Below are 19707 nucleotides of genomic sequence, written 5' to 3'. Positions count from 1 at the left end.
CGACCCTGCCCGAAGCTCTTGACGCGGTCCTTCCACAAGCCGAAAGACGTGGCAACAGCCACGCTACGACAAAAAGGTATCGTTCCATGCTGCGCGCCAGCCGTCTTGTTCTCGCCGGCCTCTTCGCCCTGGGCCTTGCCGCCTGCGCCACCCCGCAGCAGGATCTGACCCCGCCGCCGGCAAAGCGCCTCGACGCCAAGTCCACGCTCGAGAACGGCCCGCGCCGCTGAGGCGAACGACCATCGCTTCATGATGCCAGGCGGCGCAGCTTCAACCGCCTGTCACATCGCCCGATCAGGGTCGCGCCCGAAACAACGCGACCAAGGATCGATGCGATGATGAAGACCCTGCTCTCGGCCGGCCTGGCGGCCGGCCTCGGACTTGCCATGGCGACTCCGCATATCGCGCTGGCGCAAACCGCCGCCCCCACGCTCTCGGGCCAGAAGGCCCTGATCGTCGGGCATCGCGGCGCCAGCGGCTACCGGCCCGAACATACGCTCGAAAGCTACAAGCTCGCCATCGAGCTAGGGGCCGACTTCATCGAGCCCGATCTGGTCGCGACGAAGGACGGTGTCCTGATCGCGCGCCACGAGCCGATCATGAGCGGCACGACGGACGTCTCGACCCGGGCCGAATTCGCCAGCCGCAAGACCACGCGCAAAATCGACGGCGTCGATACGACCGACTGGTTCGCCGGCGATTTCACGCTGGCCGAGATCAAGACGCTGCGCGCCAAACAGGCCTTCGCAGACCGCGACCAGTCTCATAACGGCAAATGCGAGATCCCGACCTTCCAGGAGATCATCGATCTCGCCAAATCCGAAAGCGCCAGGGTCGGCCGCGTCATCGGCATCTATCCGGAGACCAAGCATTCGATCTTCCATGCCGCGATCGGCCTTCCGCTGGAGGACCGGCTGCTCGACCAGCTCAAGGCTGCCGGCTGGACCGAAAAAACCTCCCCGGTCATCATCCAGAGTTTCGAGACCGCCAATCTGCGCTATCTGCGTGGCAAGACGCAGCTGCGCCTGAGCCAACTCGTCGATGCCGACGATGTCGACAAGGATGGCGGCATCGTGCTCGCCGCGCCGTTCGACAAGCCCTACGACTTCATCGTGACCGGCGACAAGCGCACCTTCAAGGATCTGGTGACGCCGGAAGGGCTGAAAGAGGTCAGCACCTATGCCGATATCATCGCGCCGTGGAAACCCTACATCATGGCCGGCAGGCAGATGCTCGGCGATGACGGCAAGCCGCAGGACCTCAACAAGGACGGCGTCATCGACGAGCGGGACCGCGTGCTGATCGCACCGACGAACGTCGTCAGGGACGCCCACGCCGTCGGCCTCTCCGTCCATAGCTGGACGTTCCGTAGCGAGCCCAAGCGGCTTGCCTCCAACTACAAAGGCGACCCGGCCGCGGAGTACAAGGCGTTCTTCGACCTCGGCATCGACGGACTGTTCTCCGACTTTCCCGACGCGGCCGTGAAGGCGCGCGACGGGAAATAGCGGACCGGCCCATTGCGGAAGCGGTTCGGCCTCCAGAAATCCAAAAGCCCATCCGGCGTGTGCCGGATGGGCTTTTTTGTCACGGCGAGTATCGGATCAGCTACGCCGCCAGGGCGGAAGCGGTCGTCCTCGCGATAGGCGTCAATCGCAGACGCGGGTCTCGCGGCGCACGACGCCGCGCGGGGTTTCCTCGCGGGTGGTGATCGTGCGGCAGTCGTCGCCACGGCGCTCGACCCGACGGTCACGGCGATCCTGACGGTCACGTTCGCGGGCGCGCTCGTCTCGGCGGATATCGCGCTCGACCGCGCGTTCGCCGGGGCTGCGCGTATCGATGCCGACGCCGCCGGGGCCGATGTTGATCGACTGGGCATAGGCAGTGCCGCCGAGCAGGGTTACGGCGATCAAAGCGGGGATCAGGCGTTTCATGGTTTTGTCCTCCAAGTTGGAGAGGAAACCGCTTCGCGACCGCATTGTTCCCGATAGGCCATTTCAAGGCCGCTGCTTGACGCAATGAACAGCTCGTACAGAGGCAATAACCGGAAGTTTAAACCGCAAAACAAACGGCGCGCCGGAATGCCCGGCGCGCCGTCTTGAATCCAGCGAAGATCAGCGATGGATCAGTGCAGAATCTGACTCAGGAAGAGCTTGGTGCGCTCGTGCTGCGGGTTCTTGAAGAAGGCGTTGGGCTCGTTCATCTCGACGATCTGGCCGGCATCCATGAAGATGACGCGGTCGGCGACCTGACGGGCAAAGCCCATCTCGTGGGTGACGCAGAGCATGGTCATGCCTTCGTCGGCAAGCGAGACCATGGTGTCGAGCACCTCCTTGACCATTTCCGGGTCGAGCGCCGAGGTCGGCTCGTCGAACAGCATGATCTTGGGGCTCATGCAGAGCGAGCGGGCGATCGCGACGCGCTGCTGCTGGCCGCCCGAGAGCTGGCCCGGATATTTCAGCGCCTGCTCGGGGATCTTGACGCGCCGCAGATAGTGCATGCCGATTTCCTCGGCATCCTTCTTGGGCATCTTGCGGACCCAGATCGGCGCCAGCGTCAGGTTCTCGAGGATCGTCAGATGCGGGAACAGGTTGAAGTGCTGGAACACCATGCCGACGTCGCGGCGGATCTCGTCGATCTTCTTGAGGTCGTTGGTGAGCTCGGTGCCATCGACGATGATGTTGCCCTTCTGGTGCTCTTCCAGACGGTTGATGCAGCGGATCATGGTCGATTTGCCGGAGCCCGACGGCCCGCAGATCACGAGCTTTTCGCCGCGCGAGACCTTCAGGTTGATATCGCGCAGCACGTGGAATTCGCCATACCACTTGTTGACGCCGATCATCTCGACGGCGGTGGGCGTGTTCAGCGAGGTCTGCTTCAGCGCCGCGGGACGGGCGTGAGGTGTGGTTTCTGCCATGGCCATGTTTTTGGTCCTCTCAGCGCTTCTGACCGGCGGCAAGCCGCTTCTCGACCGAGATCGAGTAGCGCGACATGCCCCAGCAACACAGGAAATAGAAGACCGCGGCGAAGGCATAGCCTGTCGCGCGGGTGGTCGGCGTCGCCCAGGTCGGATCGACCAGGGTCGCCTCGATGGTGCGCAGGAAGTCGAAGATACCGACGATGGTGACCAGCGTCGTATCCTTGAACAGCCCGATAAAGGTGTTGACGATGCCGGGAATGACGATCCTGAGCGCCTGCGGCAGGATGATCAGCCGCATCATCTGCCAGTAGCCGAGGCCCAGCGACATCGCGCCCTCGTACTGGCCCTTCGGCATGGCCTGCAGGCCGCCGCGGATGACCTCCGCCATATAGGCGGCGGCGAAGAGGGCGACGCCGACCAGAGGCCTCAGCAGGCGATCCGGCGAGTACTCCTGCGGCACGAACAGCGGCAGCATGGTGTTGGCCATGAACAGCACGGTGATCAGCGGCACGCCGCGGACGAACTCGATAAATACGACCGACATCAGCTGGATGATCGGCAACTTCGAGCGCCGCCCGAGAGCCAGCACCACGCCGAGCGGCAGCGAGAAGACGATGCCGACCGCCGCGATCAGGAAGGTCACCATCATGCCGCCCCAGAGCCCGGTGTCGACGCGGGGAAGGCCCGCCGTCTGAGCCAGGATCGCGATGAAGCCGAACAGGACGAGCGAAAGCAGCACGAGGCGCTTGGGCCGATAGAACCGCTTCCACGGCGGCGCGGCCTCCTCGACAGCGAGAAAGGCCTCGCCGATCCAGAACCGCGACAGCCCCGGCGCGAAGGACAGCACGGTATACATCACCATGAGTGCGAGCGTCAGGCCGATGAGCCAGCGCAGGAAGCCTTCGGCATTGGGGCCTCCTAGCAGCAGCAGATAGGCGCTGATCGGCAGCAGGACGAAGAAGTAGAAGAAGCCGACCTTCTTCAGCGGCATCCGGTCCCAGAGCATCCAGAGGATGCCGAGCGCGAACATCACGAAGACGATGTCGACGCGCCAGCGCTGCGGCACCGGATAGGAGCCGTAGACGAAATACTGGAAGCGGTCGCCGATATAGGCCCAGCAGGCGCCGACCGGCCGGCCGACCTTGTCGGCGAGGCAGGCGTCGCGGTTGGTTCCGCTCCAGACCGCATCGACGAAGTAGAACTTCACCAGTTCGGGCACGCTGGTGACGACGATGTAGATGCACACCAGCGTCATCAGCGAGTTGACCGGCCCGGAGAACAGGTTGTTCCGGATCCAGGCGATCGGCCCTGCGACCGAGAGCGGCGGGGTCTCCTGAGGCAGCGTCTCCTTGCGGACGAAGGCGAAGGGGGCGTTTTCGATTGTTGCGTCGGTCATCGTTGCGCCCTCACCGTTCGACCAGCGACATGCGCTTGTTGTAGATGTTCATGAACATCGACGTCACCAGAGAGATCGTGAGGTAGACCGCCATGGTGATGGCGACGACCTCGACGGCCTGCCCGGTCTGGTTCAGCACCGTGCCGGTGAAGACCTGGACGAGATCGGGATATCCGATCGCGACCGCCAGCGAAGAGTTTTTGGTCAGGTTGAGGTAATTCGAGGTCAGGGGCGGGATGATGACCCGCATGGCCTGAGGAATGACGACGAGCTTGAGCGTTGGCCCGGCGCGCAGGCCCAACGCGTTGGCGGCTTCGGTCTGCCCCTTAGAGACAGCCAGGATGCCGGCGCGGACCACCTCGGCGATGAAGCCTGCCGTATACGTCGTGAGGCCCAGCAGCAGCGCCACGAACTCCGGAAAGATCTGGATGCCGCCGCGCAGGTTGAAGCCGGCGAGTTCCGGATAGATGAACGAGACCGGCCGCCCCGTCACGAGATAGACGAAGAAGGGCAGCACGATGATCAGTCCGAGCGCGACCCAGCCGACCGGATACTGCTTGCCCGTCGCCTCCTGCTGCCTGGCGGCCCAGAACCGGAAGACGATCGAGGCGACGATGCCGATCAGAAAGGTCCAGACGATGAGGCTGCCGCCCGGCCCGAGTTGCGGATCGGGAATATACAGGCCCCTGTTGTTGAGCAGGAAGCCGGCCGGCAGTTCGATCGACTGGCGCGGATTGGGCAGCGGTTTCAGCACCGCATTGTACCAGAAGAACAGTTGCAGCAGCAGCGGCAGGTTACGGATGACCTCGACATAGACCATCGCCAGCTTGGACAGGACCCAGTTGCTTGACAGGCGCGACACGCCGACGAAGAAGCCGAGGAAGGTCGAGAGTACGATGCCGATCGACGCCACGAGCAGTGTGTTCAGCAGGCCGACATAGAAGGCCTCGCCATAGGTCGAACCCGAGGCCGAGAACGGGATCAGCTTCTGGTTGACGTCGAAGCCCGCGGCGTTGTGCCAGAAGCCGAAGCCCGAGGCGATCTTCTGCGCGCGAAGGTTCGTGATGGCATTGGAGGCGGCCGAATAGATCAGGAAGCCGACAATGGCGAGCAGGGCGATCTGGTAGATATAGCCCCTTATCTTGGGATCGTAGAGCAGCGAGGCTTTGCCTGGCTGAGCCGTCTCGGTCGGAATGGTCGACACCTGTTACGCCCTTTTTTGTTTTAGCGGCGGCCGATGAACCGGCGGCAGGTCAGCGCCGCCGCCGGTCGTTTCTATGATCTCAATCTCTCGCGGCGAAACGCATCAGCGGATCGGCGGCGCATATTGCAGGCCGCCGGCGTTCCAGAGTGCGTTCTGGCCACGGGCGATCTTCAGGAGCGAGCCCTGCCCGACATTCTTCTCGAAAACCTCGCCGTAATTGCCGACATGCTTGACGATCCGGTAGGCCCAGTCATTGGTCAGGCCCATCGGCTCGCCGAACTTGCCCTCGGTGCCGACGAAGCGCTTGATTTCGGGGTTTTCCGATTTCAGCATGCCATCGACATTGGCCTTGGTGATGCCGAGTTCCTCGGCGTTCAGCATGGCGTTGTGGGTCCATTTGACGATGTCGAGCCACTGATCGTCGCCATGGCGCACGACCGGGCCGAGCGGCTCCTTCGAGATGATCTCGGGCAGCACGATGTGGTCGGTCGGGACCTGCAGCTTCAGACGCTCGGCATAGAGGCCCGAGGAATCGGTGGTGAACACGTCGCAGCGCCCCGATTCATAGGCCTTGATCGTCTCATCGCCGCCGGCGAAGGCGACGACCTCGTACTTCATCTTGTTGGCGCGGAAGAAGTCGGCGAGGTTCAGTTCGGTCGTCGTGCCCTGGGCGACGCAGACCGAGGCGCCGGCGAGCTTCAGCGCGGAATCGACGCCGAGCTTCTTGCGGACCATGAAGCCCTGGCCGTCATAGTAGTTGATGCCGGCGAAGTTCAGGCCGAGCGAGGTGTCGCGCGACAGCGTCCAGGTCGTGGTGCGCGAAAGCAGATCGACCTCGCCGGCCTGAAGCGCGGTAAAGCGATCCTTCGACGAGAGCGGGACGAACTTGACCTTCAGCGGGTCGTTGAAGATCGCGGCGGCCAGTCCGCGGCAGAGATCGACGTCGATTCCCGAGTAATTGCCCTGGGCATCGGGCATGGCGAAGCCGGCAAGGCCCGGGCTGGTGCCGCATGTGACGACGCCCCTCGCCTTGACTTGGCTCAGCGTGGTGGTCTGCGCCGCAGCCGCGCCGGCGCCGAGCGCGATCGACGCGACCACCAAAGCTGATTTTACCAATTTTTTCATTACGTTCCCCTGTTTCAGCGGCGGGATCGAGCCCGCAGCCAAATCGCATAGCAAGTCCCGGACCACGCGGGCGCCATTCGGGGCGCGAGCGTGTGTGTCCGGGATCGACGGGCATCGGCGCAAACCACCGATGCCCGTCTCCCGCAAAGCGTCAGCGGATCGGCGGCGCGTATTGCAGACCACCCTTGGTCCAGAGCGCGTTCTGGCCACGGGCGATCTTCAGGAGCGAGCCCTGACCGACATTCTTCTCGAAGACCTCGCCGTAGTTTCCGACGTGCTTGATGATCCGGTAGGCCCAGTCATTGGTCAGGCCCATCGGCTCGCCGAACTTGCCCTCGGTGCCGATGAAGCGCTTGATCTCCGGATTCTCGGACTTCAGCATCTCGTCGACATTGGCCTTGGTGATGCCGAGCTCCTCGGCGTTCAGCATGGCGTAGTGAGCCCACTTCACGATATCGAGCCACTGATCGTCGCCATGGCGCACGACCGGGCCGAGCGGCTCCTTCGAGATGATCTCCGGCAGCACGATGTGGTCGGCCGGGGTCGTCAGGTTCAGGCGCTCGGCATAGAGGCCCGACGCGTCCGTGGTGAAGGCGTCGCAGCGGCCGGACTCATAGGCCTTGACGGTCTCGGTGTTGCTGGCGAAGGCGACGACCTCGTACTTCATCTTGTTGGCGCGGAAATAGTCAGCGAGGTTCAGCTCGGTCGTCGTGCCCTGCTGCGTGCAGATCGAGCCGCCGGCGAGCTTCAGCGCGGAATCGACACCGAGCTTCTTGCGGACCAGGAAACCCTGGCCGTCGAAATAGTTGATGCCGGCGAAGTTCAGGCCGAGCGAAGTGTCGCGCGACAGAGTCCAGGTCGTGGTGCGCGAAAGCAGATCGACCTCGCCCGACTGCAGCGAGGTGAAGCGGTCCTTCGCCGAAAGCGGGATGAACTTGACCTTGAGCGGATCATTGAAGATCGCGGCGGCGACGGCGCGGCACATGTCGACGTCGAGGCCGGTCCAGTTGCCCTGGGCGTCGGGGATGCCGAAGCCCGCAAGGCCCGTTCCCGAACCGCAATGCAGGATGCCGCGGCTCTTGACCTGAGCCAGTGTCGCAGTCTGTGCCTGCGCCCCGCCGACGCAGACCGTGGTTGCAGCCGCTACGAGAGCAGCGGCGAAAAATTTCTTCATGGTTGTTTCCCCTGTTGGCGGAACGGGTTCCTTCCCGTTCTCGAAGATGTAGCAAGTCCCGGACCAAGCCAGACGGTCCGATCGTTATCCTTTCGTGGCGTGGAGAAATATTACGTTTCGTCAAATCGAGACGGGCGCCGGTGATCCCGGCGCCCGCCAAGTTCAATCAGCGGATCGGCGGGGCGTATTGCAGGCCGCCCTTGGTCCAGAGCGCATTCTGACCGCGAGCGATCTTCAAAAGCGAGCCAGTGCCGACGTTTTTCTCGAAGCTTTCGCCGTAATTGCCGACGTTCTTGACGATGCGGTAGACCCAGTCCGTGGTCAGGCCGAGGCCTTCGCCGAACTTACCCTCGGTGCCGAGCAGGCGCTTGATCTCGGGGTTGGGCGACTTCATCATCTCGTCGACATTGGCCTTGGTCACGCCGAGTTCCTCGGCATTGATCATGGCGTAGTGGACCCATTTCACCAGGTTGAACCACTGCACGTCGGTGTTGCGGGTCGAAGGTCCAAGCGGCTCCTTCGAGATGATTTCCGGCAGGACGATATGATCGTCGGGCGCGGTCAGCTTCAGGCGTTCGGCATAGAGGCCAGACGCGTCCGTGGTGAAAGCGTCGCAACGGCCAGCATCATACGCCTTGATCGTCTCGTCGGCGGAAGCGTAGGCGACGACCTCGTATTTCAGGTTGTTGGCGCGGAAGAAGTCGGCGAGGTTGAGTTCGGTCGTCGTCCCCTGCTGGGTGCAGACCGAAGCGCCCGAAAGCTGCAGCGCCGAGGTCACGCCGAGCTTCTTGCGGACCATGAAGCCCTGACCGTCATAGTAGTTCACGCCGGCGAACAGCAGGCCGAGCGAGGTGTCGCGCGACATCGTCCAGGTCGAGTTGCGGACGAGCAGATCGACCTCGCCCGACTGGAGCGCCGTGAAGCGATCCTTCGACGAGAGCGGGATGAACTTGACCTTGGCCGGATCGTTGAAGATCGCGGCCGAGACGGCGCGGCACATATCGACGTCGAGGCCGACCCAGTTGCCCTGCGCGTCGGGCACGCCGAAGCCAGCGAGGCCGGTGTTTGAGCCACAGTTCAGGGTGCCGCGCGACTTGACCTGCGACAGCGTCGAGGGCGCCTGCGCCGACACCGCCGTGGCGGAGATCGCGAGCCCGAGCCCTGCAATCGCGGCTGCAATGAATGTCTTCATAGATATCTCTCCCGTTGAGGTCTCCCGCCGGGCCATGCCGGCGGGCCGTCCGGTTGCATCGCCAGCCCTGGGCAGAAACCTGACCCGACTGCACATAATTTGAGCGACGTTTCCGCTACGTCGATTGCCAGAGCCGCTCCTGAGCGTCAAGCAACGGCTGCATCGTCGGTGGCGCCCCGTTCCACCGATCGCATCACATGCGAGTTTCAACAGGTGGTCAAGCCTGACCCGTGGCGCGAGAATCGAAGCCGTACACCGGCTGATCCCGGTGCTGCCCTTCAACTGCAAAGTCTGGCGCGTGGCGACGACTCTGGACTTCGCCGGCGCGCCATGGCGTGAAGGCGGCAGACCTCAACCCGGCCCAGCGCTGGTGTCCTCGCCCCGCGCCTTCGCCCGCAACACGAACTGGAGGTTGCGGAGATAGACGAACAGGCCAAAGCCCTGGCCAACGATGAAAACCGGATCGCGGCGATAAAGCGCGTAGATCAGCAGGAGCGCGCCGCCGCCGATCGAAAACCACCAGAACGTCATCGGCACCACCGAGCGCTTGGCCTTCTCGCTCGCCAGCCACTGCACGACGAAGCGCATCGTGAACAGCCCCTGCGCGACGACGCCCAGCAACACCCACCAGTCGACATTGTTGATGAAGACGTCGTGGAAATAGCCACCAATCTTGTGCTGAAGGTCGATCAGCATCACCTGGTCTCCGAAATCACCTGCGGCACGCGCTTACGGCGACGGATCAGCCACCAGACGCCGGCGAGATCGAGGATGCCGACCCAGAGGCGGTCGAAAAAGCCGTAATTCGAGACGCCGGTCAGGCGCGGCCGGTCGCGCACATCGAGATGCACGACCTTGTATCCCTCGCGCACCATCAAAGCCGGCATGAAGCGATGCAGCGCATCGAAATAGGGCAGTGCGAGATAGGCCTCGCGGCGGAAGCATTTCAAGCCGCAGCCGGCGTCGCGGGTGCCGTCCTTCAGGAGGCGACCGCGCACGCCGTTGGCGATCCGAGACTGCAGCTTCTTGAAGCCGGTGTCCTTGCGCCCGACGCGCTGACCCTGGACGAGGCCGGCCTGCATCCCCGCCTGCTGCAAGGCTTCCAGCATCGCCGGCAGGAAGGACGGGTCGTTCTGGCCGTCGCCGTCCATCGTCGCCACCACGGCCGAGCGGGCATGGCGCACGCCGGTCCTGACGGCCGCGCTCTGGCCGCAGGATTGGGCATGGCTGACGATGCGCAACCAGGGTCTGCTCGCCGCCAGCGCGACCAGCGCGGCATGGGTGCCGTCGCTCGAGCCGTCATTGACATAGACGACCTCGAACGCCGCGAGCCCGGCGCAGGCCGTCTCGATATCGGCCAGCAGCGGCCCGACATTGCCTATCTCGTTACGGACGGGAACGACGACGCTGAGAATCGGCGTTTGAAATGCGGTTGGATCGGTCAAGGAAACATCATCCGGGGAAGCGGCGCGCAAACTGCGTCAAGCCGGCCAGCAGGGCAAGAACCAATCATCGCACCCATCATGGCAGGTTTACTGGCGCAGGAAGACGGCGATCTCAAGCCGCCGCCCGCCATTGAGGTTGAAGCCGCGCAGGGTCGTGAGCAGCCGCGGCGTCAGGGCGGACTGAGCCAGCGCCGTCTGGAACTGCCCGGCGAAACGCTGCTCGACGAAAGCGATGCGGCAGCCAGGCTCTTTCAGGAACGCTGCGGCCGCCGCGCCGTCGGGAGCCATGGCGAGATCGGTGCCGGTGACGAAGACGAGGCTCGGCTCGCGATAGCCGAGCGTCACGACCTTCGGGTCAGCGCAGCCTGCCGCCGCGACGGTCTCGGCAAGTCGCGGCGAAAGTCTGAGCGAGCGCAGGCTTTCGACCGAGAAGCCGTAGACGCCGAGGCCGAGCAGCAGGCTCGCCAGCACGCTGCGCCAGAGCGCGCCTTCGAGGTCGCCGCGCCGAAAGGCGGCGACCACCAGCCAGGCGACGATCAAAGCCAGGCCCAAAGCCGGCAACGCCGCATAGGGCAGCGTCGCATCAAGCGTCCAGTTGCCGTAGAGAATCGCACCCACCAGCGCGAGCGGGACGAGGAACACCAGAGCGGCGGTGGCGACCGCGCCGCGCCGGAAACGATCGACGCCGCCATTGACGACGGCCAGCAGAAGCAGCGCCGTGATCGCCGGATAGAGCGGCAGGACATAGTGCGGCAGCTTGGTCGGGACCGCCTCGAAGACGATCCACGATGGCACGATCCAGGCGAGCAGGAACAGGATCTGCGGCTCGCGGCGGCGCACCCAGGCGAAGGGGACCGCCATCGCGGCAAAAGCCGCCGCCGGCCAGTAGGTGCCGAAGAAAATCAACAGATAGAGGCCGGGCGGCCCCCAGTGCTTTTCCTGACCTTCCGCGACCTTTCCGAGCATGTCGTTGCCGACGCTCTCGGCGAAGAAGCTGCCGCCGGTCTTGACGGCGATGGCGGCAAACCATGGCAGGACAACGATCAGGCAGAGCAGCAGACCGGAGCCGAAGCGCAGCGGCTTAAGCCAGCGGAAGGAGCGCAGGTTCAGGCTCAGCACCAGGATGGCGAGCCCCCAGACCATCGGCACGATCGGCCCCTTGATCAGCAGGCCGAGCGCGGTTGCGCTCCAGAACACCAGCCAGTTGCGGCGGTCGGGTACGAAAGCGAGCGAGCGCGTCCAATCGAGCCAGGTTCGCGCCAGCGCGCCCATGGTCGCAACCGCGCAAGCAGCCAGCACCGCATCGGTCTTGGCGATGCGGGCCTCGACGCCGAGCAGCACGCAGGCCGCCATCAACGCGCCACCGAGCAACGCCAGCGGTGGGCTGACGAAGGCGAGCAGAGCCCAGTAGGTCAGCAGCACCGCCGCGACGGCTCCGACCAGCGACGGCAGACGATAAAGCCAGATCTGCGTGCGGGCACGCTCGACGCCCAGTGCTTCACCGGCCGAGACCGCGGCGCTCTGGAGCCAGTAGATGCCGACCGGCTTTTTGTGCCGCGCCTCGCTCTGGAAGCGGATGTCGACGAAATCGCCGGTCTCCAGCATCTGCTTCGACGCCTGCGCAAAGCGCGGTTCGTCGCGGTCGAGCGGCTGCAGCGTGACGAAGCCCGGCAGGAACGCGGCAAGCGAAAGCAGCAGCAGGAAGGCGCAGGCCCGCAGATGGCTGGCGCTGGCCATTGCCGTCAGGCGGTCGATCGCGGGCCGGAGCGAAACCATGGTCTATCCCTGCAACCGGCAAGGGTCGCGCGTGTGACATGCCGAAACGGCGGGGCTATCGGCCCCGGCGCGCCGACGAAGGCCGGCAAGGGGGACGCTGCCGGGATGGCGGGCCTTTCGGGCGCGATCAAGGCAAAGCCATCGCAAATGCCATGGCCGGCGCGGTTCTAGGCCGCCTGCCCGGCCATCGCAAGCGCGGCGCATGCATCCCGGATGCATGACATGGGCGGCGGCCGGCGCTAGCCTTGAGCGTGAACGCGGAGGCCGACATGGGCAAACTTCTTCTGGCGGCTTTGCGGGCCGGGCTCTGGGGCCTGCTACTCGGCCCGCTGGTCGTCGCCCTTCTGGTGATCGGTGCGATGATCTTCGATCCGAAATGCGGTGTCGGCGATTCCGGCGGATGCGCCATGGGGCTGGTGACCGCGCCGATCGCGGCCGCACTGCCGAGTTTCGCGCTGTTCTTTGCGTTTGGGCTGGCGCGCGGGCTATGGAAGCGCCGCCCGACCGACCCGGCCGGGGCTATCAGGAAGCTGCGGAACTGGGGACGAGAGGAGTGAGTTTCGCAAAGGACGCAGCGTCAGGCCCGCTTCAGAAACTCCGTCTTCAGGACGAGGCCCTTGACCTTGTCGGCGTTGCATTCGATCTCGCCGGGCTCGGCGGTCGGGCGGATGTTCTTGACGAGCGTGCCGCGCTTCAGCGTCACCGAGGTGCCCTTGACCTTGAGGTCCTTGATAAGAGTGACGGAATCGCCATCCTTCAGCACCGTACCGTTGCTGTCTTTGACGTCGCTCATGGTCGATCCTGAACAGTCGACCATCCACTCGACTCGCAACTGTGCGGCGTGCTGATATCGCGTCGATGCTGAACAGCAGCAATCAAGGGCAAGCGCATGTCGAATAACGAGCCGCCGCCTCCCCCGCCACCCCCGCCGCCACCGCCGCCGCCAGATCGAATGATCACCCGAGATTCGCCACGGCCGCCAAGGCCGACCAGGCCTTAGAGGCTAGCCCCGTCGCACCTGCTATTGCGATTGATCCGCCAATGACCACCGAAGCGACCCCGAGTCGTTTCGCAATCCTCATCGACCGCGTCGATTGATCGTTGACGCGGTAGTTCTGCTGTTGGGCATCATCAGAATATTTGAGGTAGGCGTCGACCATGGCCTCTTCAGAGATGTCATCACGAAGCGCCCACTTCCAAAAATCCGCGTTCTTGCCCGGAACGCCAAGTTTGGCTGAGCGGACCGTCGTGATGCAGAAGTGACACCCGACAGCGAGCCCCAGGGCAGCTGAACCAGCTCCCCAGACAATCCAGCTGTTCACATTCGCAGTTGAAGAATATGCCCCCGCGACCGCAGCGGACCCCAGAGCAACGGCAAGCGTCACGTAGATCCTGAAGAGCGCCAGTGCCTGCCTGTCGATTGCCACGATCATGTTTAGAAGCGCGGTGTCTCGCGCCCGCACGTCGTCCAAGACGACCTTCAAATCGAACTTTGACACGTTAACCTCGCTGACAAACCGCAGATGCCTCTACAGCAATTTGCCGCCCGCGCGCAGACGCAAGGCTGTTACGACGCTTGAACTGTGGTCACCTATACGAAGCGGTTTGGAGCTGGCGCGGCGACGAGCACATGCCGGACGCCCATATGGCGCAAGGCGATCAATCGCTGCGTCGCTGCTGGTGGCCTCTCATAGAAGGCTACATCAAAGACGACCCGTCGGTCGTCATGCCGAGATAATCCCTTTGCCTCAGGCCCGCTTCAGAAACTCCGTCTTCAGGACGAGGCCCTTGACCTTGTCGGCGTTGCATTCGATCTCGCCGGGCTCGGCGGTCGGGCGGATGTTCTTGACCAGCGTGCCGCGCTTCAGCGTCACCGAGGTGCCCTTGACCTTGAGGTCCTTGATAAGAGTGACGGAATCGCCATCCTTCAGCACCGTACCGTTGCTGTCTCTGACGTCGCTCATGCGGTTTTCCGGCTCATGGTCGATCCTGAAGGCGCCCGTTCGCGGCAGGCCGAGGCGTGGGGGAAGTGGCGAGCCCGGCTGGATTCGAACCAGCGACCAGCAGCTTAGAAGGCTTTTCGCTTCCTGCGATTCGTCAACGGCGCTTCCAACTGCGCGGCCCCTCGAACGCCAGGCGATCGAGGCGCGAGTTGGAAACGCTTGCGCGCGATTCTTCGTTCCCTCCCGCGAGGCTCGCGGATCATGAGGGAGATCGTGATCGACTCCTTCGCCGGCGGTGGCGGGACCAGCGAAGGCATCAAGGCCGCGATCGGCAGGGATCCCGATATCGCCGTGAACCACGACCGGTTCGCGCTGGCGATGCACCGGATGAACCATCCGGGCACGCGGCACCTGGTCGAGGATGTCACGGAGATCGACGCGATCGGCATGTGCGGCGGCAACCCCGTCGGGATGCTGTGGATGTCGCCCGACTGCAAGGATCATAGCAAAGCGAAGGGCGGTAAGCCGCGCGACAAGAACATTCGCGGCTTGGCCTGGTCGTGCTTCGGCTGGGTCAACAAGATGCCGAAGTGGCAGAGGCCGCGCGTTGTCTTCCTGGAAAATGTGGAAGAATTCCAGGACTGGGCACCGCTCACGGCGGAGGGCAAGCGCTGCCCGATACAGAAGGGCTCGATCTTCAAGGAGTTCGTCCGCGCATGGGAGGCGCTCGGCTATGTCGTCGAGTGGCGCGAGCGGCGGGCCTGGTGGAGCGGTGCGGCGACGATCCGCAAGCGGCTCTACATGGTCATGCGCTGCGATGGCGAGCCGATCGCTTGGCCTGAGCGCCGGCACGGCAATCCGAACGATGCTGGAGACGCCGCGCTGATCGCCGCCGGCCAGCTGAAGCCGTGGCGCACCGCGGCCGACATCATCGACTTCAGCCTGCCTTGCCCTTCGATCTTCGACACGTCGGCGGAGATCAAGGTGAAACTCGGGATCCGCGCGATCCGGCCGCTGGCCGAGAACACGATGGCTCGGGTCGCCAAGGGCACGATGCGCTACGTCGTCAACTCGGCCAAGCCGTTCGTGGTCAAGGTGAACTATACCGGCCGGGCGCACGCTCGCGACCGCGACGTCGACCTGCCGCTCGGCACCGTCACCGGCAAGCGCGACGACGCCTTGGTTACGCCCTTCGTCACCTATGCCCAGCAAGGCGGCGGCGTTCGGGATGCGGCCGACCCGTTGCAGACGATCTGCGCGTCGCCGAAGGATCAGAACGCGATCGTCGCCCCTGTCCTGGTCGGCTGCGGCGGCCGCGCTGCGCAGACAGAGCCGCGCCCGGGTGACGAGCCGATCCTGACGCAGACAGCGAAGGCGGACCTCTGCCTCGTCGCGCCCTACCTCGTGCCCCGTTATGGCGAGCGGCCCGGCCAGGAGCCGCGCACGCGATCTGTCGAGGAGCCGGCACCGGTCATCGTGCCGACCGGAAATGAAGGCAGCCTCGCGGCGGTCCACCTCGCCACGATGCGCAACGCGCAGAAGCCCTTCAGCGCGGCCGACGAGCCGACGCACACGATGACGGCCGGCGGTGCAAATGCCGCCGTAGTGTCGGCTTTCATCTCGCGCCAGTTCGGCAACTCTGTCGGGGCCGACGCGGCCGAGCCTGTGGGCACCGTCACTGCCGGCGGCGCGGGCAAGGCGGCGGTCGTCGCTGCCTTCCTCGCGCAGCACAATGGCGGCCCGCGCCCAGGCGCTCCGGCGCACTCGGCAGAAGAGCCGCTTTCGACGATCGCCACAGCAGGCGCCCAGCAGCAGATCGTCGCCGCTCATATGCTCAACATGCGGGGCAGTGATCGGCGCGACGCCAGCATCGAGGAGCCGTCTCGCACCTCGTCGGCCGGCGGCAACCACGCCGCCACGGTCTACGCCTTCCTGGCCAAATACTTCGGGACGGGCCTGCCCTCGCAATCGGTTGACGAGCCGCTGCACACCGTCTCGACCAAGCCGCGCCACGGCCTGGTGACAGTGACCGTTGCCGGCGTGCTGTACGCGATCGTCGATATCGGCATGCGGATGCTGACCCCGCGCGAGCGCTTCAATGCCCAGGGCTTCCGACCCGATTACGTGATCGACCGCGGCATCCTGGAGGACGGCACCATCATCAGCTTCACGCTCGAGCAGCAGGGCTACATGTGCGGGAACAGCGTCTGTCCCTCGGAAGCACGCGACATCGTGGCGGCGAACTACCGTCCCCGCGATCGGGCCGGCCCCAAGCGCCCTTCCCCGATGTCTCTGTTCCTCGAAGCTGCGGAGTGACGGCCATGAAGCATCCGATTCCTGACGCGAACACCTCCACCCCCGGTGGGCTGTCCGGCCCCACCCCTTCCCCCTCCCCGGAAGCGGGTGGGCGGTTGCCACTCGCATATTTCTTGGCCGAGGAGATGGATGCTCGCGGCTGGACGAGTGTCGATGTCGCCTTGCGGATGGCTGGCGACTACAGCGTCAACATTTTTGCCTTTGAGCTTGGCATGAGCGTCCACGAGGACGGGCTCCTTTGGGGGGATCTTCTGGACCAAGTTGCGGCTGCCTTCGATCTCTCATCAGAGATGCTGACGGTTCTCGACAAGCAGTGGCGGAACAACCCCAAAGGCCGCGTTGCCTTCCTATGCCCTGAACGGCTTTTGGCTTCCGGCGGCTCCTTCGCTCTCGCGGGAGGACGGCGGTGATGGGGCTGAGCGAGATCGACCCGAAGGATATTTTGATCGAGGTTTACCCAATCGAGGGCATGGACCGGCGCGGCGGGCAACAGGTCGGCTCCGGGCACAGTGGCGTCAGGATAACACATCTGCCGAGCGGGACGGTAGCGTTCGTCAACGTCGGCCGATCGCAGCATCGCAATAAAGCAATCRCTGAGGACATGATCCTGTCGGCTCTCACGCATCCGAGATTTCGCTCATGACCCCYCGCCAAGCCCTCTCCGTCTTCGCCCTTGGCGCTGTCGAGAGCGGTACGAAACCAACGTGGCCGTAGGAGGATGACGATGAGTGGTGCGCGTCAAGGCCCAGTATTGTCGCCTGTCGATTACGACGCATGGAACCGAGGCTACATGCCACCGACCGAACACGTTCTGATTGATGCTCTCGCTTTTCGAGACGCCAAGGTCATCACCATGTCGTCGGATAGCAAGGGGGCCATCTACGTCGTGACGCGTGGGAAGCCCACCGACAAGCGCATGCGGGCCATTCTCATGCAACTTCTTGAGGCATTCGATGATGCCCCAGACGCGGCACCGAGCGAGGCTGAGACGGCTCTCGCAGACCCCACCCCGCCCCTGGCTGCGCTCGATATCCCGAGAGGAGAGAACTGATGAGCGAGATTTTCGTCTTCGGAAGCAACCGCGCCGGGCGTCACGGCAAAGGCGCTGCGCTTCATGCGCGGCAGCACCACGGCGCGATTTATGGACGTGGTGAAGGCCTGCAAGGGCGAAGCTACGCGATCCCGACGAAGGACAAAAATATCCGCACCTTGCCGCTCGATGACATCGCAAATCACGTTGTGACGTTCATCGAGTTTGCGCTTTCGCACCCGCATCTGACTTTCAAGGTCACGCCCATCGGCTGTGGGTTGGCGGGGTATCAGCCACGCGACATTGGTTGGATGTTCGATGCCCCATGCCCTCGCAACGTCATCCTGCCCGACGAATTCACGGCAGCCCTCGCCGCCCAGCAGAAGGACGAAGCACATGGCTGACGACGTGCCTGCGGGCGAGGGAGAGGTGGAGGCGCTGGAGAATATCGCAAACCTCAACAGGAGTCGCGATCAGTTACAGGAGATGGCCCGTTCCGCTCTCGCCGCGCTGAAGGAGAAGGGGCTTTGACGGCCACCCCCGAGATGATCGCAGCGGCATGGGCTGCATGGCATGCTCGCCACGGCGGGAAGCTGGGGCCGGGGCCGGCATTCGCTGAGGCTATCGCGGATGCCCTCCTTGTCGCGCCCAGCACCTTCGCCGCCGGCTATTCGGCTGCGCTGAGAGATGCGGCGGGGGCGGCGAGGGAGCCAACGACAATCGGCGGACCGGGCCTAGAGTTCGTGCAAGGGTTTGCATCGGCGCAGCAGCGCATCGCCACCGCCATCGAGGCCCTTCCTGTGAAGGAGGGGTGAGGATCAACGCTGATGGATTTTGAAGCCACCCCTCGCCCGGTCGAGCCTCTGCCGCCGCGCGCGTCTCACCTTCCGGATCCTGACCTATTCGGGATCAGGTCACGCCTACGGCGCCGCATCGGCCTTGCGCTTGGCATGGCCGCAGTCGCGCTGGCGATCGGGGTGTGGCTCACCCGATAAGCTGGACCCCGTCCCGCTTGCCGCCGCGCGCGACGATCTGCAGGCTCTCGTCGGGCAGCTTGCGCTGCAGGTAGCTCGCGATCGGCCACTCGGCCGTCATCCAGGTTTCGCACTGCTCCGGCGTCGTCAGGATCACTGGCATGGCCTTGGGGTGGATCGCGCCGACCTCGGCGTTCGGCTCCGTCGTCAGGAAGGCGAAGAGATCGGCCTCGACCTCGCCTTCCCGGACCTTGCGCACGCTCTTCCATTGCGGCGTCCAGATCCCGGCGAAGAAGGCCAGCGGGCGGCTTTCGTCGAAGGCGAACCAGATGTCGCCGCCCTCGGCCTTGTTGAACTCGCTGAAGCTCGAGAACGGGACCAGGCATCTGTTCTCGACCCCAAGCCAGCGCCGCCAGTGCGGCGACTTGGTGTTGCGGACGTTAGTGACGCCAGGATCGGTCTTCTTGCCAGCGAGCGCGAACTGCGGCGATGGCATGCCCCAGCGCGTCATCGCGAGCGCGGGGACGCCTTCACCCTGGTTGCGGATGATCGGCGCGGCATAGTCCGGAAAGATGCCCGGCAGCGGCGGCAGATTAGTGTCCGGCGCGTCGAACTTCGCGAACAGCTTTCGCATCGCGTCGACCGAGCGGGTCATGCTGTAGAGGTTACACATCGTCCGATCCGCCTACCCTGCGCCGACGCTGATCGCGCTTCGGCTCGGCCGGCAGCATGTCGTCCTTGCCGCCATCGATCAAGTTCAGCCCGGCCATCGCCGGAGGGAGATCGGGCGGCCAACCTGAGTTCAGGTCCGGCAGATAGGCCCCGCAGCGCATGCCGTATTTCTGCGGCTTGCGCAGTTCCGTGAACGGGCACCACGGGCAGCCCGACATGAAGGCGTGCAGCACATGCCGAACCGGCACGCGATGGCCGTAGCGCGCCGCCAGCGCCGCTAGGCGCACCTCGGCATGGCGCGGGCAGACATGGCAGCGCAGCCGCAGCACCACCCATGGATAGCGGTAGAGCTGCGTCGCAAGGTCCGGCGGATCGTCGCTGCCGCTCACGGTTCATCGTCTACCTGCTGGCGTCGGGCGCCATCGGCGAACCGGCCGCGCAAATAGCCGCGCGAGATCGCCTCCTGGGCATCGGCGATGAGCGTCGCCTGATCGTCCAGGAGAGCGCGGATTGCAGCCAGCGCGTCGCCGCCAAACTCAACTC

Annotated in this window: 25 protein-coding genes; 10 read left to right on the top strand and 15 right to left on the bottom strand. The window is 64.5% G+C overall.

Annotated elements, in window-relative coordinates; all coding sequences use genetic code 11:
• Positions 1 to 86 precede the first annotated feature (86 nt).
• Both AC1DZY_RS20230 and AC1DZY_RS20225 read left to right on the top strand, forming a co-directional pair.
• The gene (locus AC1DZY_RS20230; RefSeq protein WP_476821951.1) at positions 87 to 230 is read left to right on the top strand and encodes a hypothetical protein; all 144 of its coding nucleotides are present in this window, start codon (positions 87 to 89) and stop codon (positions 228 to 230) included.
• 105 nt (positions 231 to 335) lie between these two features.
• Positions 336 to 1505, top strand: coding sequence for a glycerophosphodiester phosphodiesterase (locus AC1DZY_RS20225; protein ID WP_476821950.1), 1170 nt, complete (start codon positions 336 to 338; stop codon positions 1503 to 1505).
• A gap of 141 nt (positions 1506 to 1646) precedes the next feature.
• On the opposite strand, the gene AC1DZY_RS20220 is transcribed toward AC1DZY_RS20225, so the two are convergent.
• The 10 genes from AC1DZY_RS20220 to AC1DZY_RS20175 all read right to left on the bottom strand — a co-directional run bounded on the left by AC1DZY_RS20220 (position 1647) and on the right by AC1DZY_RS20175 (position 12229).
• Entirely contained in the window at positions 1647 to 1931 is a 285-nt protein-coding gene (locus AC1DZY_RS20220) for a hypothetical protein (protein WP_476821949.1), read from the bottom strand.
• A gap of 191 nt (positions 1932 to 2122) precedes the next feature.
• Entirely contained in the window at positions 2123 to 2914 is a 792-nt protein-coding gene (locus AC1DZY_RS20215) for an amino acid ABC transporter ATP-binding protein (RefSeq protein WP_476822053.1), read from the bottom strand.
• Between the two features lie 19 nt (positions 2915 to 2933).
• Positions 2934 to 4313 (bottom strand): amino acid ABC transporter permease, encoded by a 1380-nt coding sequence (locus AC1DZY_RS20210; RefSeq protein WP_476821948.1) that lies wholly within the window; start codon positions 4311 to 4313, stop codon positions 2934 to 2936.
• Between the two features lie 10 nt (positions 4314 to 4323).
• Positions 4324 to 5517: an amino acid ABC transporter permease gene (locus AC1DZY_RS20205; RefSeq protein WP_476821947.1), complete on the bottom strand. Its 1194-nt coding sequence runs from the start codon at positions 5515 to 5517 to the stop codon at positions 4324 to 4326.
• 102 nt (positions 5518 to 5619) lie between these two features.
• Positions 5620 to 6642, bottom strand: coding sequence for an amino acid ABC transporter substrate-binding protein (locus AC1DZY_RS20200; protein ID WP_476821946.1), 1023 nt, complete (start codon positions 6640 to 6642; stop codon positions 5620 to 5622).
• Positions 6643 to 6793: 151 nt separating this feature from the next.
• Positions 6794 to 7816 (bottom strand): amino acid ABC transporter substrate-binding protein, encoded by a 1023-nt coding sequence (locus AC1DZY_RS20195; protein WP_476821945.1) that lies wholly within the window; start codon positions 7814 to 7816, stop codon positions 6794 to 6796.
• A 166-nt stretch (positions 7817 to 7982) separates the two neighbouring features.
• Positions 7983 to 9008, bottom strand: a complete 1026-nt coding sequence (locus AC1DZY_RS20190) for an amino acid ABC transporter substrate-binding protein (RefSeq protein WP_476821944.1) — start codon at positions 9006 to 9008, stop codon at positions 7983 to 7985.
• A gap of 351 nt (positions 9009 to 9359) precedes the next feature.
• A complete protein-coding gene (locus AC1DZY_RS20185; protein WP_476821943.1) occupies positions 9360 to 9704 on the bottom strand; it encodes a lipid-A-disaccharide synthase N-terminal domain-containing protein in 345 nt (114 codons plus the stop codon).
• Positions 9704 to 10453: a glycosyltransferase family 2 protein gene (locus tag AC1DZY_RS20180; RefSeq protein ID WP_476821942.1), complete on the bottom strand. Its 750-nt coding sequence runs from the start codon at positions 10451 to 10453 to the stop codon at positions 9704 to 9706. Before AC1DZY_RS20180 ends, AC1DZY_RS20185 begins: the two co-directional genes overlap by 1 nt.
• 87 nt (positions 10454 to 10540) lie before the next feature.
• Positions 10541 to 12229 carry an ArnT family glycosyltransferase gene (locus tag AC1DZY_RS20175; protein WP_476821941.1) on the bottom strand — a complete coding sequence of 563 codons (1689 nt, stop codon included), beginning with the start codon at positions 12227 to 12229 and terminating at the stop codon, positions 10541 to 10543.
• Between the two features lie 269 nt (positions 12230 to 12498).
• Between AC1DZY_RS20175 and AC1DZY_RS20170 the strand changes: the two genes are divergently transcribed.
• On the top strand, positions 12499 to 12786 hold the full coding sequence (locus AC1DZY_RS20170) for a hypothetical protein (protein WP_476821940.1): 288 nt from the start codon (positions 12499 to 12501) through the stop codon (positions 12784 to 12786).
• 20 nt (positions 12787 to 12806) lie between these two features.
• Here the strand turns inward: AC1DZY_RS20170 and AC1DZY_RS20165 are convergent, their stop codons facing one another.
• From AC1DZY_RS20165 to AC1DZY_RS20155, 3 genes are all read right to left on the bottom strand, one after another.
• Positions 12807 to 13022 (bottom strand): alkylphosphonate utilization protein, encoded by a 216-nt coding sequence (locus AC1DZY_RS20165; RefSeq protein WP_476821939.1) that lies wholly within the window; start codon positions 13020 to 13022, stop codon positions 12807 to 12809.
• 163 nt (positions 13023 to 13185) lie between these two features.
• The gene (locus AC1DZY_RS20160) at positions 13186 to 13728 is read right to left on the bottom strand and encodes a hypothetical protein (RefSeq protein WP_476821938.1); all 543 of its coding nucleotides are present in this window, start codon (positions 13726 to 13728) and stop codon (positions 13186 to 13188) included.
• Positions 13729 to 13977: 249 nt separating this feature from the next.
• Complete coding sequence (locus AC1DZY_RS20155; protein WP_476821937.1) at positions 13978 to 14193, bottom strand: alkylphosphonate utilization protein; 216 nt, start codon at positions 14191 to 14193, stop codon at positions 13978 to 13980.
• A 240-nt stretch (positions 14194 to 14433) separates the two neighbouring features.
• Between AC1DZY_RS20155 and AC1DZY_RS20150 the strand changes: the two genes are divergently transcribed.
• The 7 genes from AC1DZY_RS20150 (at position 14434) to AC1DZY_RS20120 (ending at position 18333) form a co-directional block, all read left to right on the top strand.
• Complete coding sequence (locus AC1DZY_RS20150) at positions 14434 to 16488, top strand: DNA cytosine methyltransferase (protein ID WP_476821936.1); 2055 nt, start codon at positions 14434 to 14436, stop codon at positions 16486 to 16488.
• Between the two features lie 5 nt (positions 16489 to 16493).
• On the top strand, positions 16494 to 16898 hold the full coding sequence (locus AC1DZY_RS20145; RefSeq protein WP_476821935.1) for a hypothetical protein: 405 nt from the start codon (positions 16494 to 16496) through the stop codon (positions 16896 to 16898).
• Positions 16898 to 17131: a peptide chain release factor-like protein gene (locus AC1DZY_RS20140; RefSeq protein ID WP_476821934.1), complete on the top strand. Its 234-nt coding sequence runs from the start codon at positions 16898 to 16900 to the stop codon at positions 17129 to 17131. Before AC1DZY_RS20145 ends, AC1DZY_RS20140 begins: the two co-directional genes overlap by 1 nt.
• A gap of 81 nt (positions 17132 to 17212) precedes the next feature.
• Positions 17213 to 17539, top strand: a complete 327-nt coding sequence (locus tag AC1DZY_RS20135) for a hypothetical protein (RefSeq protein WP_476821933.1) — start codon at positions 17213 to 17215, stop codon at positions 17537 to 17539.
• Complete coding sequence (locus AC1DZY_RS20130) at positions 17539 to 17922, top strand: A1S_2505 family phage non-structural protein (protein WP_476821932.1); 384 nt, start codon at positions 17539 to 17541, stop codon at positions 17920 to 17922. Before AC1DZY_RS20135 ends, AC1DZY_RS20130 begins: the two co-directional genes overlap by 1 nt.
• Positions 17915 to 18049, top strand: coding sequence for a hypothetical protein (locus AC1DZY_RS20125; protein ID WP_476821931.1), 135 nt, complete (start codon positions 17915 to 17917; stop codon positions 18047 to 18049). The genes AC1DZY_RS20130 and AC1DZY_RS20125 overlap by 8 nt, the downstream gene beginning before the upstream one ends.
• Positions 18046 to 18333 (top strand): hypothetical protein, encoded by a 288-nt coding sequence (locus AC1DZY_RS20120; protein WP_476821930.1) that lies wholly within the window; start codon positions 18046 to 18048, stop codon positions 18331 to 18333. Before AC1DZY_RS20125 ends, AC1DZY_RS20120 begins: the two co-directional genes overlap by 4 nt.
• A 169-nt stretch (positions 18334 to 18502) precedes the next feature.
• On the opposite strand, the gene AC1DZY_RS20115 is transcribed toward AC1DZY_RS20120, so the two are convergent.
• Both AC1DZY_RS20115 and AC1DZY_RS20110 read right to left on the bottom strand, forming a co-directional pair.
• Positions 18503 to 19165 carry an SOS response-associated peptidase gene (locus AC1DZY_RS20115; protein WP_476821929.1) on the bottom strand — a complete coding sequence of 221 codons (663 nt, stop codon included), beginning with the start codon at positions 19163 to 19165 and terminating at the stop codon, positions 18503 to 18505.
• On the bottom strand, positions 19158 to 19553 hold the full coding sequence (locus AC1DZY_RS20110) for a hypothetical protein (RefSeq protein ID WP_476821928.1): 396 nt from the start codon (positions 19551 to 19553) through the stop codon (positions 19158 to 19160). The genes AC1DZY_RS20115 and AC1DZY_RS20110 overlap by 8 nt, the downstream gene beginning before the upstream one ends.
• Between the last annotated feature and the right edge of the window lie 154 nt (positions 19554 to 19707).

This window comes from Allobosea sp. P2_A10 (assembly GCF_056405115.1).
Note: the sequence above shows the minus strand (reverse complement) of the source record. Positions and strands in the feature narration are given on the sequence as shown.